General features: G+C 71.0%; 12 protein-coding genes and 1 pseudogene. 8 read left to right on the forward strand and 5 right to left on the reverse strand.

Annotated features, from left to right (window positions below; all coding sequences use genetic code 11):
- Positions 1–490 precede the first annotated feature (490 nt).
- The 3 genes from HUW53_RS05595 (at position 491) to HUW53_RS05605 (ending at position 4,478) form a co-directional block, all read left to right on the forward strand.
- Positions 491–643, forward strand: coding sequence for a DUF3309 family protein (locus tag HUW53_RS05595; protein WP_237344773.1), 153 nt, complete (start codon positions 491–493; stop codon positions 641–643).
- Positions 644–943: 300 nt separating this feature from the next.
- Positions 944–2,899 carry a tetratricopeptide repeat protein gene (locus HUW53_RS05600; RefSeq protein ID WP_237344774.1) on the forward strand — a complete coding sequence of 652 codons (1,956 nt, stop codon included), beginning with the start codon at positions 944–946 and terminating at the stop codon, positions 2,897–2,899.
- Positions 2,900–3,005: 106 nt separating this feature from the next.
- Positions 3,006–4,478, forward strand: coding sequence for a sigma-54-dependent transcriptional regulator (locus HUW53_RS05605; RefSeq protein WP_237344775.1), 1,473 nt, complete (start codon positions 3,006–3,008; stop codon positions 4,476–4,478).
- Positions 4,479–4,502: 24 nt separating this feature from the next.
- Here HUW53_RS05605 and HUW53_RS05610 read toward each other — a convergent pair whose 3' ends face one another.
- The 4 genes from HUW53_RS05610 to HUW53_RS05625 all read right to left on the reverse strand — a co-directional run bounded on the left by HUW53_RS05610 (position 4,503) and on the right by HUW53_RS05625 (position 8,350).
- Positions 4,503–4,868 (reverse strand): helix-turn-helix domain-containing protein, encoded by a 366-nt coding sequence (locus HUW53_RS05610; RefSeq protein ID WP_237344776.1) that lies wholly within the window; start codon positions 4,866–4,868, stop codon positions 4,503–4,505.
- A gap of 522 nt (positions 4,869–5,390) precedes the next feature.
- A complete protein-coding gene (locus tag HUW53_RS05615; protein ID WP_237344777.1) occupies positions 5,391–6,242 on the reverse strand; it encodes a DUF2076 domain-containing protein in 852 nt (283 codons plus the stop codon).
- 114 nt (positions 6,243–6,356) lie between these two features.
- Positions 6,357–7,703 (reverse strand): flavodoxin-dependent (E)-4-hydroxy-3-methylbut-2-enyl-diphosphate synthase, encoded by a 1,347-nt coding sequence (gene ispG, locus HUW53_RS05620; RefSeq protein ID WP_237344778.1) that lies wholly within the window; start codon positions 7,701–7,703, stop codon positions 6,357–6,359.
- Between the two features lie 98 nt (positions 7,704–7,801).
- Complete coding sequence (locus tag HUW53_RS05625) at positions 7,802–8,350, reverse strand: Fur family transcriptional regulator (RefSeq protein WP_237344779.1); 549 nt, start codon at positions 8,348–8,350, stop codon at positions 7,802–7,804.
- A 232-nt stretch (positions 8,351–8,582) separates the two neighbouring features.
- Here HUW53_RS05625 and HUW53_RS05630 point away from each other — a divergent pair, with 232 nt between their 5' ends.
- Both HUW53_RS05630 and HUW53_RS05635 read left to right on the forward strand, forming a co-directional pair.
- The gene (locus HUW53_RS05630; protein WP_237344780.1) at positions 8,583–9,365 is read left to right on the forward strand and encodes a 3-hydroxybutyrate dehydrogenase; all 783 of its coding nucleotides are present in this window, start codon (positions 8,583–8,585) and stop codon (positions 9,363–9,365) included.
- Between the two features lie 73 nt (positions 9,366–9,438).
- A complete protein-coding gene (locus tag HUW53_RS05635; RefSeq protein ID WP_237344781.1) occupies positions 9,439–10,485 on the forward strand; it encodes a patatin-like phospholipase family protein in 1,047 nt (348 codons plus the stop codon).
- A 210-nt stretch (positions 10,486–10,695) separates the two neighbouring features.
- On the opposite strand, the gene HUW53_RS05640 is transcribed toward HUW53_RS05635, so the two are convergent.
- Entirely contained in the window at positions 10,696–11,226 is a 531-nt protein-coding gene (locus tag HUW53_RS05640; protein WP_237344782.1) for a hypothetical protein, read from the reverse strand.
- Positions 11,227–11,322: 96 nt separating this feature from the next.
- Between HUW53_RS05640 and HUW53_RS05645 the strand changes: the two genes are divergently transcribed.
- From HUW53_RS05645 to HUW53_RS05655, 3 genes and pseudogenes are all read left to right on the forward strand, one after another.
- Complete coding sequence (locus tag HUW53_RS05645; RefSeq protein ID WP_237344783.1) at positions 11,323–11,898, forward strand: O-acetyl-ADP-ribose deacetylase; 576 nt, start codon at positions 11,323–11,325, stop codon at positions 11,896–11,898.
- Positions 11,861–12,571, forward strand: a pseudogene (locus tag HUW53_RS05650) (RluA family pseudouridine synthase); the annotation flags it as partial. The gene HUW53_RS05645 and the pseudogene HUW53_RS05650, both read left to right, overlap by 38 nt.
- Positions 12,572–12,837: 266 nt before the next feature.
- Positions 12,838–15,540, forward strand: a complete 2,703-nt coding sequence (locus tag HUW53_RS05655) for a TIGR02302 family protein (protein ID WP_237344784.1) — start codon at positions 12,838–12,840, stop codon at positions 15,538–15,540.
- The last annotated feature ends 396 nt before the right edge of the window (positions 15,541–15,936 follow it).

Consider the following 15,936-nt stretch of genomic DNA (forward strand, 5'->3'; position numbering starts at 1 on the left):
CGAGGCCACAAAGCTGTCCATCGCCCGCGCCGTCAAGGGTGAGCCTTCCGCCAAGGAAGCAACCGAAAAGCGCGATATCGTCAAGCACCCCTTCCAGGCCTGAGCCCATCGCTCTGGTCGGTAGGATGCGATGAGAAAGCCCGGCCGTCTGGCCGGGCTTTTTTTTTCGGCTGCTGAAGGGATGGGGCTCAGGACGGCGCGAGCAGCACGATCAGAACGAGGGCGGTGCTGGCGACGAGGGAGAGCAGCGGAACCAGGGCCTCCTCATTTCGACCCTTGAGCGGCTGTCCCATGGCCCTGCCCTTCGCTGTCAGTCGTCGTGCGCGGCGCACGTTAGGGCGGAGCCGTCGGGGGTAGAATTCCACTTTCGGCGCATGCCCGCCCGCGTTCCGGAGCGTTTTCGCTTTCGCCCCGCGCAGGCCCATGGGAACATGGGGCCGCGAGGGCGGCGGGTCATGGTGACGCCTTTGGTGCCTGGAAGGAGGCTCCGATGGCGGCGGTTCTCATCATCGTGTTGGTGGTGCTGACCGTGGCGGCGCTGCCCACCTGGGGGTACAGCGAGCGCTGGGGCTACGGACCGGGCGGTGTCGCCGCGGTGCTCCTCGTCATCGTTGCCGCGCTCACCCTTGCGGGCTACATTTAGGGCGTTCTTCGCGCGCGCAGGCTCCCATCATTCCCTGTAAGATTTGGATTTCATGCGCTTTTCATGCGCATTGGAGCCGCTTTGCATGAAAATCCCGGCGCGGCGTTTCCACGCGCGGTGGCGACCGCGTGCCGCGGCGGAGAACCATCGCAAGGCGCAGCCGGCGCCCCGCCTTGCGACCGCGTCGCCTTGTTTCGGCCGCCCCGATCGGCAAGCTACGGCCGGCGCTGCGCGCGGGAAACGCCGGGCCATGGGGCCTCCCCTCTTGCACGCGCATCGGTTCTGACGGACAAAGGCTCCATGACCGAGGGGAATGCCGGCAACAGCTTACCAATCAATGATCCGTCAACGGCGGAGGCACCCGCATGCGCGGCTTGCGAGGAGAGCGCCGCGACCGTTCCGCCGGAGCCCGAGAGCGGCGCCGCCGCATCCGAAGACACGTCGGACGGCGATCCGTCTTCCGAATGGGAGAGAGAGGTTCGGGCGGCGCTCGCCCGGGTGCTGGCCTCCGCGGATCTGTGCACCTCGCCGCGTCTCGCGGCGTTCCTGCGCTATGTGGTGGAGGCCACGCTGGCCGGCCGCGCGGAGCAGATCAAGGGCTATACCATCGCGGTGGAAGCCCTCGGCCGCGCGCCCACCTTCGATCCCCAAGCCGATCCCATCGTCCGCGTCGAGGCCACCCGCCTGCGCCGCGCCTTGCAGAATTATTACAACACCATCGGTCTGGCCGATCCGCTCCTGATCCATATTCCGAAAGGCGGCTATGTCCCGCAGTTCGAGGATCGGCGGGCCAGCGCGCCGGCCGCGCCGCCGCCCGAGCCGGTTCTCCCTCCGGAGCCGCAGGCAGGGGCCGAGCCGGGCGCGGTGGAGCTTGATCCCCCGCCGCCGGTGCGGCGGAAGCTGGGCGCGGTGCGCCTTGCGGCGGCAGCGGCGGTGGCGGGCGTGCTTCTGACCGGCACGGCGTTCCGCCTGATGGACAATCTGGACCTGCCGGCGCCGGTGCAGGCGTGGCTGGGGGCGCGGCCGTCGATGGCCGATCGGGTGCGGCTGCCCATCATCGAGGTGGGCAACCTCGAGGCCAGCGACGGGCGCGGTCCGTCCCGCGGCGACCTGCACGGCATCGAGGAACGGCTGCGGGACAGCTTCGCCCAGTTCGATTTCGTGGAGGTGCGCGCCGGCAGTCCGCACGGCGATGTCGCGGCGCGCGAATGCAGCGCGCGCCGGCCGCGATCGGTATTCTCCCTCGGCGGTTTGGCCGAGGCGCGGGAGGACGGCACCTATGCGCTGCTGGTCCATCTCACCGATCGGTGCGAGGGCATCATCGTCTGGTCGCATGCCATCGAAGGGCTGAGGAGCACGACGCCCGGCGACGCCGAACAGCGGGTGGTGGGGGAAGTCGCGGCCGCGCTTCTGGAAAGTTACGGCGTGGTCTCGGTGCGGGCGCGTTCGCAGGCGCTGGCCCATGCCCCGGCGTCGGGCTTCGGCTGCATCGCGGAGGCGTTCGCGGTGCTGCGCAACGACGGTTCGGCATCGAGCGCGGTGCCCCGCGCCTGCCTGACCCAGCTTGTCAACCGCGACGGCGAGTTCGCCCTCGGCCATGCGGTGCGGGCCGCCGCCATGCTCGACGAGGGCATGGGTGATCCGGTCGCGTCGCTCCCGCCGGAACGGGTTGCGGAGATGCTGCACGAAGCCGAACTGGCGGTGGATCTCGCGCCCGCCAGCGCCTATGCGGCGCGCACGCTCGCCCTGGTGCAACTGTTCGTGGGCGAGACCGAGGCCGCCAGCGCGACCGCGGAACAGGCGCTGCGCCTCAATCCGCTCGATCACGACATTGCCGCCTCGATGGGCATGGTCTTCATCGGTGCCGGCCGGGTGGCGGAGGGCGAGACGCTGCTGCTGTCGGCCCGCACCCACGGAGCCGCCCGCTCGCCGCTGCAAGAGACCTATCTCGCCATCGCCGCCTTTCTGCGGGATGATCCGTTTTCCGCCCAGGCCCTGGTGCCGCAGCTGCGGATGCACCCCAATCCCGGCAACCGGCTGGCGCTGGCCCTCGCCCTGCATGCCCTCGATCGCGACAGCGACGAACGCGAGGCGGTGCGCAGCCTGGCCCATCTGGAGGGCGGCGGGCCCGAGGCGGTGCGCCGGATGGTGCGTCATCTGCTGCCGGCGCCGGTGGCCTCGGAGCGGGCGCTGACCGCGCTGGAAAGCGCCGGCCTCTCGCAGGAGGCCGCGACCGGCAAGCGCCCACGCGGGTGACCGTCGTTCGTTGGGCTTGCGAAAGGCCGCCCCGGCGGGGCAAAGGTTTGTTTACGGGCCGCGAGGCAATTTGGCCGCCAGCTGCCCTTCGCTCCGACGTGCCGAAATGACTGCTGTCCGACCTGTCCAGAGCACACGCGTCCTCGTCTGCGATCCCGATCCGGCCCTGCGGCGCATGATGCGCGCCGCCCTGGCGCGGCGCGGTGTGCTGAACATGATCGAGGTTGAGGGGCTCGATGCGGCCTTCACCGCGAGCGCGAACTGCGACGCCGCCCTGATCTGCGTGCCCCAGGGGGAGGAGGCGATCGTGGCGCGGCTGCGCGCGGCGGGCCTCACCGGCACCCTGGTGGTGTCGCTGGCACAGGGTTCGGTGGCGGGCGCGGTCGCCGCCATGCGGGCCGGGGCCGACGATGTGGTGCTGAAGCCGGTCAAGGCGGAGGACGTGGTGGAGCGCCTGTTGACGGCGCCCGGCGGACGGCCCGAGCGCCGGCGCGCGCTGCGCGAGGATCGCCGCCCCTCGCCCACGGCGCAGAACGGCGATTTCTACGGCTTCCTCGGCCGGTCCGCGCCCATGCTCCAGCTTTATGAGCGGATCAACCGGGTGGCGCCCTCGCGGGCCCCGGTGTTCGTGACGGGGGAGAGCGGCACCGGCAAGGAACTGGCGGCCAGCGCGGTTCATGCCCGCTCGCCGCGGCATACGGCGCCGTTCCATGCCCTCAATTGCGGTGCCATCCCCCGCGAGCTGATGGAAAGCGAGATTTTCGGCCACGCCCGCGGCGCCTTCACCGGCGCCCATGCGGACCGGGCCGGCGCGGCGGAGCTGGCGGACGGCGGCACCTTGTTCCTCGACGAGATCGGCGAGATGGATCTCGCCCTGCAATCCAAGCTCCTGCGGTTCCTTCAAGACGGCAAGGTGCGGCGGATCGGCGAGGGACATGAGCGGCAGGTGGACGTGCGCATCGTGTGTGCCACCAATCGCGATCCGGTGGCCGAGGTGAAGGCCGGCCGGCTGCGCGAGGACCTGTTCTACCGCCTGCATGTGCTGAACCTGCACCTGCCCCCGCTGCGGGAGCGGGGCGACGACGTGATCCGGCTGGCCGAGGCGTTCCTGGCGCGCTTCGCGGGCGAGGAAGGCCGGCCGCTGCCGCGCCTCACGGCCGATGTCTGCGCAGTGCTGCTGCGCCGCCAGTGGCGGGGCAACGTGCGCGAATTGCAGAACCTCATGCGGCGGGCGGTGGTGCTGAGCGAAGGCGGGGTGCTGTCGCCGGCGCTGTTCGCCGAGGATCGCATGGCCGTGCCGGTCATCAACGCGCCCGAGCCGGCGGCGGACGCCGGCGTGTCCCTGGCGGAAGGATGCCCGTCGCCATCGGACGATGCGGCCGCGAAGGTGGAGCCCCTGGCCGTCACCGAGCGGCGGGCCATTGAGGGGGCCATCGCCGCGTTCCAGGGCAATATCGCGCTGGCCGCCGCCGCCCTTGATCTCAGCCCGTCCACCCTCTACCGCAAGAAGCAGTCCTGGGAGCAGGGGGCGCGGCGCGAAGGGAGCGCGCGCGCCGCCGGCACGCACCACATGGCGTGACCCATGTCCGCCGGCGCCGCCGGCTCAGGCGCGCTTGCGCAGGATCTTGAGGCGGCCGAGCAATTCGGCGACGGCTTCCGGCGGCAGGTGACGGATGTCCTGGGCCAATAGGTTTGCAAGCTCGGTGGCCTCCGGGCTCAGGCCGGAGGTGTCCACGGTGACCTTCGGCTGTGACAGCTCGGCCAGCCGCTGCAGCTCCTCGGCCTCGTCCCAGATCACGTTGAAATAGGCGATGATGCGTTGGACCATGGCCCAGGTGGGCCGGCCGCGCTTGCCGGTCTCAAGGGCCGAGAGATAGGTGGGGGTCACGCCCAAAGCGTGGGCCATGTCGGTCAGGGTGACGGTCCGCGCCGCCCGCAGCTCACGCATCCGCCGGCCGAAGGGGGTCATGGGCGGCGCCGCGGACGGGGGGGCGGGGAAAACGCGGCGCCGACCGCGCCATGCCCTGCGGGTGCGATCCCGCCACGGCCGGGCACGCCGGCGGCCACCGGGCGGCGCGCCATGGCGCAGGTGCGGGAGATGGGATCGCGGATCATCCCCAAGGGTATCATGCGCCGCCGGCTCAAGATCAAGGGTCGCCGGCCCGGTGATCCGGCCGCGAAACCGGGGCGCATCCCGCGCGCGGCATCTACATGCGCGCGGCCATCGGCTGACGCCATGTGCCCTTGGCAAAGCCTGCGCGGCGCTCGGGCGTGCCCACCTGGCGCCGGTCAAAGACCGGGCCGATGGCATGAAGCGTGACAAGCGCCGAAGCAGGGCGCGAAACGGCGACGGCCACCGGCAGGAGAGCGCCTGCCGGTGGCCGTGGTTCCTGGCGGAATGCGGGTCCTGAGCCTCTTCGAGCGAAGCGCAGACCGTTCGGGTCAGGACACGCTCGGGAAGACGGGCCGGCGCGCCGGCCGCGCCTTGAACTCAGGTCCAGTCGCTGTCGTCGCCGCCGCCGGCATCCCAGCCGCCGTCGTCATTGTTGGCCAGTTGCTGGTCGCCATTCCAGATGTCGGCGGGCGACTGGCCGCCAAGGGCCTGCTGGGCGGTACCGCCCAGGTCGCCGAAGCCGCTGGCGGCGTCGGTGGCCGGCTTGATGGCTTCCGCCGCCGACTGGGCGATGGCCCCTTCGCCGCCGGACATCATGTTCTTGATGCCGTCGAACAGCAGAGCGCCGCCCGCGACACCCGCCGCCGTCGCCAGCGCGCCCTGCAGGAAGCCGCCGCCGCCGAAGCCGCCGCGCTGCTGCATGGCCGGCTGCTGACCCCAGGGGCCACCCGGCTGCTGGCCGGGCTGGGCATAGCCTTGCTGGCCATAACCCTGTTGCGGATAGCCACCCTGCTGCGGATAGCCTTGCGGGGGGTAACCTTGGGGCTGGCCGTAGCCTTGCTGGCCATAGCCCTGCTGTCCATAGCCGGCGGGGGTGGCCGCCGGCTCATTGGGCACGCGCGAGCCCGCGGCGGGAACCGACGAACGCCCGCCGCCGAACAGGCCGCCGAGGAAGCCGCCGGACGCGGGCTGCGCCGCCTGCTGGCTCGCGGCCTGGGCGCGGGCTTCGGCGTCCTGAAGCTGGGCTTCCAGCTCCTGCACGCGGGCATAGGCCTGCTGCAGGGCATGTTCCTGGACCAGCACGCTCTGGGCGAGCGCGTAGGGCGCGTGAGGTGCCATGGCGATGCGGCGCGCGATAAGCGCCTCCGCCTCGGCGTCTCGCGGCGCGTTCTCGAATTCCCGCATGCGGTCGAAAAGGCCGTCGATCAGGGCACGTTCCTCGGGGGTCATCTCCGCCTCCGGTGGTTGAACCGGATCGCATATGAGCAGCCGAGCACGGCGGGGGTAGGGCGCCGCCGCATGAAATTTTGGTAACGTCGGGGAGCTAGGTACCGTTGATGCCGCTTATTCCGCGGCATCCGCCGGCGCCTTGCCGCCGGGAGCACCGAAACGCTGTGCCACATAGACCTCCACCATTTGGCGGAACTCCTCCTGGATATGGGCGCCGCGCAGGGTCGCCACCTTCTTGCCGTCGATGAAGACGGGGGCGGAGGGGGTTTCGCCGGTGCCGGGCAGGGAGATGCCGATATCGGCGTGCTTGGATTCGCCGGGACCGTTCACGATGCAGCCCATGACCGCCACGCTGAGGGTCTCGACGCCGGGATAGCGCGCCTTCCAGGCCGGCATCGCGTCGCGGATCATGGTCTGGACGCTCTGCGCCAGCTCCTGGAACACGGTGGAGGTGGTGCGGCCGCAGCCGGGGCAGGCCGCCACCAGCGGCACGAAGGTGCGCAGCCCCATGGTCTGGAGGATTTCCTGCGCCACCTGCACCTCGCGGGTGCGGTCGCCGTTGGGCTCGGGGGTGAGCGACACGCGGATGGTGTCGCCGATGCCCTGCTGGAGCACCACGCCCATGGCCGCGGTGGAGGCGACGATGCCCTTGGAGCCCATGCCCGCCTCGGTGAGGCCGAGATGCAGGGCGTAATCGGAGCGGCGGGCCAGCTCCGAATAGACGGCGACGAGGTCCTGCACCGCCGAAACCTTGGCGGACAGGATGATGCGGCTGCGCTGAAGGCCGATCTCTTCCGCGAGGCCCGCCGACAGCAATGCCGAGCGCACCAGTGCTTCGCGGGTGACGGCGCGCGCTTCCGCCGGACGGGGCAGGCGGGAGTTTTCGTCCATGAGGGCGGTCAGCAGCTCCTGGTCGAGGGACCCCCAGTTGGCGCCGATGCGCACCGGCTTGTCGTGGCGGATCGCGGTCTCGACGATGGCGGCGAACTGCCGGTCCTTCTTGTCGCCGAAGCCCACATTGCCGGGATTGATGCGGTATTTGTCGAGCGCCTCGGCGCAGGCCGGATGATCGGCCAACAGTCTGTGGCCGATGTAATGGAAATCCCCCACCAGCGGTACGTCGATGCCGCGCGCCAACAGCTTTTCCTTGATGTGGGGAATGGCGGCTGCGGCCTCGTCCCGGTCCACGGTGAGGCGCACCAGCTCCGACCCGGCGCGGGCGAGCGCCGCCACCTGCGCCACCGATGCCGCGATGTCGGCGGTGTCGGTATTGGTCATGGACTGCACCACCACCGGCGCGCCGCCGCCCACCCTCACCTTGCCCACGGCGACGCTTACCGTGGCGCGGCGCGGCGCGGGCCCGGCCTCCAGCAGCTCGGCGGGGACCACGGGCGCGGTGTTGGCGGGCGCGGGGGTGAGGGGCGCGGAGGTGAGGGGCGCGGGGGTGAGGGGCGCGGTCATGGGGCGGGGATCCTCGATCGGCACGGCGGCCATCGCTGCCTTCGAGGTAGGCCGCCGGCCGTTCAGCGTCAACCGTCCGGTGGGGCCGGCGCCGGCGGTCAGGCGCCGGAGGCGGGGGGCTCGACCGGCTTCGCGGTGGTTTCCGCCGCGCGGCAGTGGGCGCACAGGCCGGCCACTTCCAGCACCCGCTGGCGCGGCGTGAAGCCGGCGGCACGGGCGGCCCAGGCGAGGTCGCGCCCTACCGCGTGGGCGGCGACTTCCCGCGTCAGCCCGCAGCGCTCGCAGATGAGGAACACCACCACCTCGTCCGCATCATGGGGATGGGCGCAGGCGAGGAAGGCGTTGCGGCTCTCGATGCGGTGGGCAAGCCCCTCCGCCACCAGGAAGTCGAGGGCCCGGTAGACCGACATGGGCGGGGAGCTTTCCCCCGCCGCCGCCAGTTGCTCCACGATCTCGTAGGCCCCGAGCGGGGTGTGGCTCGCGGCCAGCAACCGCGTCACGTTCCGGCGCAGCGCGGTGAGCCGCAGCCCCTTGTGGGCGCAGCAGGCCTCCATGCGCGCCACCGCCGTCGCGACGCACTGGGCGTGGTCGTGGTCGGCGGCGATGTCCGCGGGGGGGTGCTCTTTAGGGGCGGGTTCGGTGCTCACCGGTCAAATCTAGTCCATCATTCGAGGTTTCGCCATCGCCCGGCCTTAACCATGGAACACGCGGTGGGTGCCGCCAAGGCGGAGCAGCGCATTGCGCTGCCGCAGCGGGCGGGGCAATCTGCGCCGCGCGGCGGCCTCCGGGGTGCCGCGCCGTGACAGCATCGTCACACCGGCCCGCTAGAGGGTGGACGGCACAGGTGCCGGATCACCCGCGCCTGATTGGGGAAAAGCCATGATCAAAGGGAAGGTCGCCGTCGTCACCGGTTCCACCAGCGGCATCGGGCTCGCATATGCGCGCGCCTTCGCCAAGGAAGGCGCCAACATCGTGATCAACGGCCTGGGTGATGCGGCCGCCATCGAGACCGAACGCGCGAAGATCGAGAGCGAGTTCGGCGTGAAGTGCCTGTATTCCCCGGCCAACATGCTGAAGCATGAAGAAATCGAGGGCATGATCAAGCTCGCGGAGACCGAGCTCGGGTCCTGCGACATCCTGGTGAACAATGCCGGCATCCAGCATGTGGCGCCGATCGAGGAGTTCCCGATCGACAAGTGGAACATGATCATCGCCATCAACCTGTCGGCGGCCTTCTTCGCCATGCGCGCGGCCATCCCCGGCATGAAGGCGCGCAAGTGGGGCCGCATCATCAACACCGCCTCGGCGCATGCGCTGGTGGCCTCGCCCTTCAAGTCGGCCTACGTTTCGGCCAAGCACGGCATCGCCGGCCTCACCAAGACCGCCGCCCTGGAAACGGCGCAGTTCGGCATCACCGTGAACGCCATCTGCCCCGGCTACGTCTGGACCCCCCTGGTCGAGAAGCAGATTCCCGATACCGCCAAGGCGCGCGGCATGACGGAGGAGCAGGTGAAGAAGGACGTGCTGCTCGCCGCCCAGCCCACCAAGGAGTTCGTGACGGTGGAGGAAGTGGCGGCGCTGGCGGTGTTCCTGGCTTCCGACAACGCCCGCTCCATCACCGGCTCCATGCAGCAGATCGACGGCGGCTGGGTCGCGGAGTGACCGCGGCGCGGCGGGTCGAGATGCGGTCCTGGGCCAGCCCTTCGAGGGCCCCATGCTGAGGAGGCGATCGCGGATGACCCGTCGTGACGGCGAGAAAAAACATATCTCGCTCGCGCTCCAGGGTGGAGGCGCCCATGGCGCCTTCACCTGGGGCGTGATCGACCGTCTGTTGCAGGATGAGCGCATCGGCATTTCCGGCATTTCCGGCACCTCGGCCGGGGCCATGAATGCGGTGGTGCTGGCCAACGGCCTCGCCAAGAACGATCCGGAGGAGGCCCGGCACGGCCTGACCCAGTTCTGGCGCGACGTGTCGCGGGACGGGCGCATGTCGCCGCTCCAGCGCAGCGCCTTCGACCGGCTCATGGGCAATTGGTCGCTGGCGAACAACCCTGCCTATCTGGCGCTGGAAGTCGCCTCGCGCTTCTTCTCGCCCTATGACTTCAACCCGCTGAACATCAATCCGCTGCGCGAGATCATCGAGGCGCATGTGGATTTTGAGGCGCTCCGGCGCTCGCAGGTGAAGGTGTTCATCTCCGCCACCAATGTGCACACCGGCCGCGCCCGCATCTTCGGCCACAGCGAGATGACCGCCGACGCGGTGATGGCCTCGGCCTGCCTGCCCTTCATGTTCCAGGCGGTGGAGATCGAGGGCGTGCCCTATTGGGACGGCGGCTACATGGGTAATCCGCCGCTGTTTCCGCTCTATGAGAAAGCGGATGCCGACGACATCCTGCTGGTGCAGATCAACCCGGTGGTGCGCATGACCACGCCGCACACCGCCGCTGAAATTCATAATCGAATCAACGAGATCACCTTCAACGCCTCGTTGCTGGCGCAACTGCGCGCGATTGACCACGCGGCCAAGCTGATCGAGCAGGGGCTCATCAGCCGCTGGACCCTGGGCGGCTCCAGCTACCGGCGGGTGCGCTTGCACCGCATCGGCGGCGAGGACCAGCTCGCGGCCCTCGACTCCACCTCCAAGCTCAATGCGGAATGGACTTTCCTGCAGCACCTGCGGGATCTGGGCCGGGCCTCCGCCGAGATCTTCCTCGACACCCATTTCGACGATCTGGGCCGGCGCTCCACCTTGGATCTCAGGCTGGAGCTGGCGGACGACTAAAGGCACGGAGCGGGTCGTCTTTCGCCGGCATGCCGGAGCGTGCCCCGGTGCCGGTCATGCCCGGATCTGGGGCATCGCAGATTCGGGAGATGCCGAATCCCTGGGCGGCGCGCACACGGCCGCAGCCTGCGGCATTGCCGGAACAGATCCCATTGTCGACCGAAGCCGGACCGGAAGCGGCGCGCCGCCGCCTCCGGAGCTCCGGGCGACTCAGGCGCCGCGCGAATCCTTCTTGGCCTGGGCGACGGCGACAAACTTGGTGACGCGACCGGCCTCGCCGGAGCTCGAGCCGAAGCGGTCGATGCGGCGCTTTGCCTTGTTGGCCACGCCTTCGTGGGGGCGCGGCAGGGTGGCGGGGCGGGTGGCGCGCTTGGCGTCGCGCTTCAGTTCCATGGCGCGGTGGGCGTTGGCCATCAGGGCTTCGCGCGCGGCCTCGGCCTGCCGGCGGGTGGCCTCGCGGCGGGCGCGGGTGAGCGCGTCGGTCAGCACGGAGGCCTTCTGGCGATTGCCCGAATCGGCCTTCTCGAACGTGACCTCGCCGCGTCCGCCTTTGCCGCGCAGGGCCCGGCGCTGGTTGTTGGCGATGGTGAGCGCCCGCTCGCGCCGGTCCCGCAGATGGGTGATGAGTGTGTGGAGGTCGGAATCCGACAGCTCCATGAGCGCCGGATGGCGGGCCTTGGCCACGAACTCCATCTCCGCGTCGGTGAGCAGCTGCCGTTCGATTTTCCGCGTGTGAGCCATGGTGAGGTGCCTTGAGGTCTGAAAAGAGCCTGAATGGCTATTACATGGAATGTGAAGCCCGTAAGACACTTCGCGTTGTTTTGAGCCTGATCCGCCATGCCGCAGACGTCTTCGACCACCTCCGCCTTCGCCTGGGGCGGCGCGCGCCTTGAGGTGCGCGTGGGCGACATCACGCGCCTCGCCCTCGACGCCGTGGTGAACGCTGCCAATTCCTCGCTGCTGGGCGGCGGCGGGGTGGATGGCGCCATCCACCGGGCGGCGGGGCCGGAACTGCTCGCCTGCTGCCGCGCCCTCGGCGGCTGTCCGCCCGGCGAGGCGCGGATCACCCCCGGCTTCGCCTTGCCGGCGCGGTGGATTATCCACACCGTGGGGCCGGTCTGGCGCGGCGGTGGGGCGGGGGAGGACGAGCTGCTGGCTTCCTGCTATCGCCGCAGCCTGGCGCTGGCGGCGGCCGGGGGCTTGTCCTCGGTCGCCTTTCCGGCCATTTCCACCGGGGTCTATGGTTTCCCGCCGGAGCGGGCGGCGCCGCTGGCGGTGGCGGCGGTGCTCGATCATCTGGAGGCCGCCGCGGGTCCCGGCGGGGTGGCCCGCGTCGTATTCTGTTGTTTTTCCCCCTCCGCCGCCGAGCTGCACCATGACGCCCTCGCCCGAAGCCGTGCCGAACCCCTCTGAGCCCACCGGCCTGCGCATCCTCCACCGCGACGGCATGATGCTGGTCATCGACAAGCCGTTCGGCCTGCCGGTGCACGCCGGGCCCAAGGGCGGGGAGACCTTGTCCGATCAGCTCGACGGACTGCGCTTCGGCCTGCCGAAACGTCCGGAGCTGGCCCACCGGCTGGACAAGGACACCTCCGGCTGCCTGGTGCTGGGCCGCCATGCCAAGGCGCTGGCCCTGCTCGGCAAGCTGTTCGCCGAGGGCGGGGTGGACAAGACCTATGTGGCGGTCACGCGCGGCGCGCCGGCGGGCGACAGCGGCCGCATCGACCAGCCCCTGGCCAAGCGTTCGCCCCATCGCGGCTGGTGGATGCAGGCGGTGCCGAAGGGGACGCCGGGGGCGCAGGAGGCGGTCACCGACTATCGCGTGCTCCACCGGGGGGAGGGCATCGCCGTGCTGGCCCTGTCGCCGCTGACCGGGCGGACCCACCAATTGCGCGCCCATCTTGCGCACATCGGCGCGCCGATCCTGGGGGACGCCATCTATGGCGGGGCCTCGCGCCTGCCCGGCGGACCGAAGCTGCACCTGCATTCACGCCGCATCGTGGTGCCGCTGGCCAGGAAGGGGCCGCCGGTGGCGGTGAGCGCCCCGCTGCCGCCGCATATGTGCGAGACGCTGCGCGCGCTCGGCCTCTCCCCGGACGAGATCGGGCAAGCGGCGGATGCCGCATTCGGAAGCAAAGCGGCGGATGCCGCATTCGGAAGCAAGGCGGCGGACGCCGCATTTGCGAAGACCACGGCGGACGCCGCAAGGACGCCGGTGCCGGCGGGCGTTCCGCCGGAATCGGTGTGAACCGCAAGGTGAATGGCGCGGGTCGCCGGCGTGCTGGTGCGTGCGGCGGGGCGTGATAAGCTGGCGCGGAGCCATGGCCTGCGGGTCCAAGCTGAGGAGATGGCGTGAGCCCGGCAAATCGGCCTTCGGCCCGTGCAGACGAAGAGCGCAAGGTTCCGGTGGAGGCCGCGCGCGAGGCGGTCGCCCGGCAGACGCTGGCGCGCGCCGTGCGCCGTGCCCGGCTGGCCCTGTTGTGGGAGCGGGCGTGGCCCGGGCTTGCGGCGATGCTCGCCGTGGGTGCGCTGTTCCTGGCTCTTTCGTTCGCCGGAATCTGGCTGGACCTGCCGACGCTTGGGCGCATGATCGGGGTCGGTCTGTTCGTGGTGCTGTTCGCCGCCGCCGCCCTGCCGCTGGTGCGCCTTGAGGTGCCCGACGACGCGGACGGCGTGGCGCGTCTCGACGCCCGAAGCGCGGTGGCGCACCGTCCGGCAACCGCTTTGTGCGACAGCCTTGCCACCCGGCCGGATGATCCGGTCGGCGCCGCCCTGTGGCGGGCGCACCTGTCTCGCGCCGTGGCCGCCGCCGGCCGCCTGCGGGCCGGTCTGCCGGCGCCCGGCCTTGCCCGGCGCGATCCCTATGCGTTGCGCGCGCTGGCGCTGCTGGCGCTGGTCGCGACCGTGTTCATGGCGCCGGGCGAGCATCTTTCGCGCATCCGCGCCGCCTTCGACTGGCACGCGCTGACGCCCCCGGTGCCGTTCCGCCTCGATGCCTGGGTGGATCCGCCCGGCTACACCGGCCGGCCGCCGGTGGTGCTGCCGGGCTTGAGGTGGGACGAGCCCTCGACCCTCAATGCCGCCGCGCTCCAGGTGCCGGCCGGCAGCGTGCTGGTGGTGCGCGGCGCCGGGGTGGACGTGTCCGCCCTGAAGCTCGACGGCGGCATCAGCCCCGAGGCCGAACACGACGCGCCGGCCAAGGCGGATGCCGCCGAAGCGGCGCATCCGTCGGCCGAGCGCCGCTTCGTCATCCGCGACACGGCGGACGCGAGCTTCACGGGACCAGACCAGCAGCGGGTGAGCTGGCATTTCAAGGTGGTGCAGGACTTGGCTCCCACCATCGCCTTCGCCAAGGAGCCGCAGCCGGGCCCGCGCAACGCGCTCCAGCTCGCCTATCGCGTGGACGACGACTACGGGGTGAAGGAGGCCGATGCCCTGTTGGCGCCGGTGCCGCCGGAACCGCCCCTGTTCCCGCGTCCGGGCACGCCCGCGCCGCGGGCTCCGGACAAGCCATTGGTGCCGCCGCCGGAGGTGAAGCTGTCGCTGCCGCCGGGCGGCCGGTCGGGCGCGGCCCAGACCACCAAGGATCTTCTGGCTCATCCCTGGGCCGGCGCCAGCGTGACGCTCACCCTGCGCGCCCGTGACGAGGCCGGCAACGAGGGCTTCAGCGACACCCGCACCCTGCGGCTGCCTCAGCGCCCCTTCACCAAGCCCCTGGCGCGCGCCCTCATCGATGAGCGGCGGCTGCTCGCCTTCGACGCGCGCCACCGGCGCCGGCTGGTCCATGTCCTGACCGCGCTCACCGATTTTCCCGAGCAGTTCGCGCCGCCGGCGGGCGAGTATCTGGGCCTGCGCACGGCGCTGGCGCGGGCGAGGACCGCCCGCAACGACGACGACCTGCGGGCCCTCGTGGATTATCTGTGGGACATCGCCGTGGAGATCGAGGACGGCACCCTCACCGCCGCCGAACGGGCCCTGAAAGCGGCCCAGGAGGCATTGCGGGAGGCCCTGGAGCGCGGCGCCAGCGACGAGGAGATCCAGCGTCTTACCCAGGATCTGCGCGCCGCCATGGACAAGATGATGCGCCAGCTCGCCGAGCAGTCGCGGCGTGACGGCGGCACCGATGCCCGCCCGCTCGATCCCAACACCCGCATCGTGCGCCCGCAGGACATCCAGCGCATGATGGACCAGATCGAGAATCTCGCCCGTTCTGGCAATCGCGAGGCGGCGCAGCGGCTCCTCAACGAGCTTCAGGCCATGATGGAGAACATGCGCCCGGGCAATCGGCAGGCGGGCCGGCAGGACGGGCAGCAGCAGAACGAGCTCGGTGGCATGATCCAGCAGCAGCAGCGCCTGCGCGACCGCACCTATCGCCAGGGTCGGGAATTGGGTCGGGAGCCGGGCCAGCAGCAGGGGCGCGGCGAGCCCGGCCAGAAGGACGGCCAGCAGAATGGCGACGGCTTCGACGATCTGAAGCAGGGCCAGCAGGAGCTGCGCCAGCGCCTCGGCAAGATGCTCGATGCCCTGCGCCAATACCAGCAGGGCCGGCAAGGACAGCAAGGACAGCAAGGACAGAACAGCCCGCAGGGGCAGAACGGCCAGCAGGGGCAGGACGGCGAAGCGGGTGAAGACGGCGACGCCGCGCAGGCCGAGGCCCTCGACCGCGCCGGCGCGGCGCTGGGCCGGGCCGAGCAGGCCATGCGCGAGGCGGAAGAGGCGTTGGGCCGCGGCGCCGGTCAACCCTCGCTCGATGCCCAGGGCCGGGCCCTCCAATCCTTGCGGCAGGGCGCCCAGGCCCTGGCCGAAGGTCAGCGCGGCAGCCAGGGGCAGGCCGGTTCCGGTGGCCCCGGCGAGGAGAGCGCCCAGCGCACGGACCCGCTTGGCCGCCCCCTGCGCAGCCAGGATTATGGCGACGATTTCACGGTGAAGGTGCCCGACGAAGTGGACGCCCAGCGCGCCCGCCGGGTGCTGGAGGAATTGCGCCGCCGCCTGGAGCAGCCGGAGCGTCCGCAGGTGGAGCTTGATTATCTGGAGCGCCTGCTGAACGGCCTGTGAGGCGGCCGGCGCGGGGTGGTGCCGGCTGGGATGCCGATGGCGTTCGGAACCGTGTGGCAACAGGCCGCCAATCGGTTCCGCCGCTGCCGTGGCACGGCTGGCGGTGTCCGGCCTACTCGTCCGGGGCCGGGGCCGGGGCCGCCCGCCGACGTGGCCTAGGCCCGCAGGTTGGCATCGTGCGGGCGGTTCGCGCCCACGCGGCGCACAGGCCAGACACGCGCCCGCCGGCGGCGCGAACGGCTCGGGAAAATCGCTGAGCGCGGTCAGGATGTGGTCCGGTCGGCTCCGGTGGCCGGCGTCGAAGGCGCGCCGTCACCACTCGCCGATGAGAGCGGGCGCCAGCGGCGTGGTGAAGGGGGGAGCCGGCGGGCGCGCTGCGCGGGGGGACGATAGGAC

This window comes from Xanthobacter agilis, assembly GCF_021730435.1.
Taxonomy (GTDB): domain Bacteria; phylum Pseudomonadota; class Alphaproteobacteria; order Rhizobiales; family Xanthobacteraceae; genus Xanthobacter; species Xanthobacter agilis.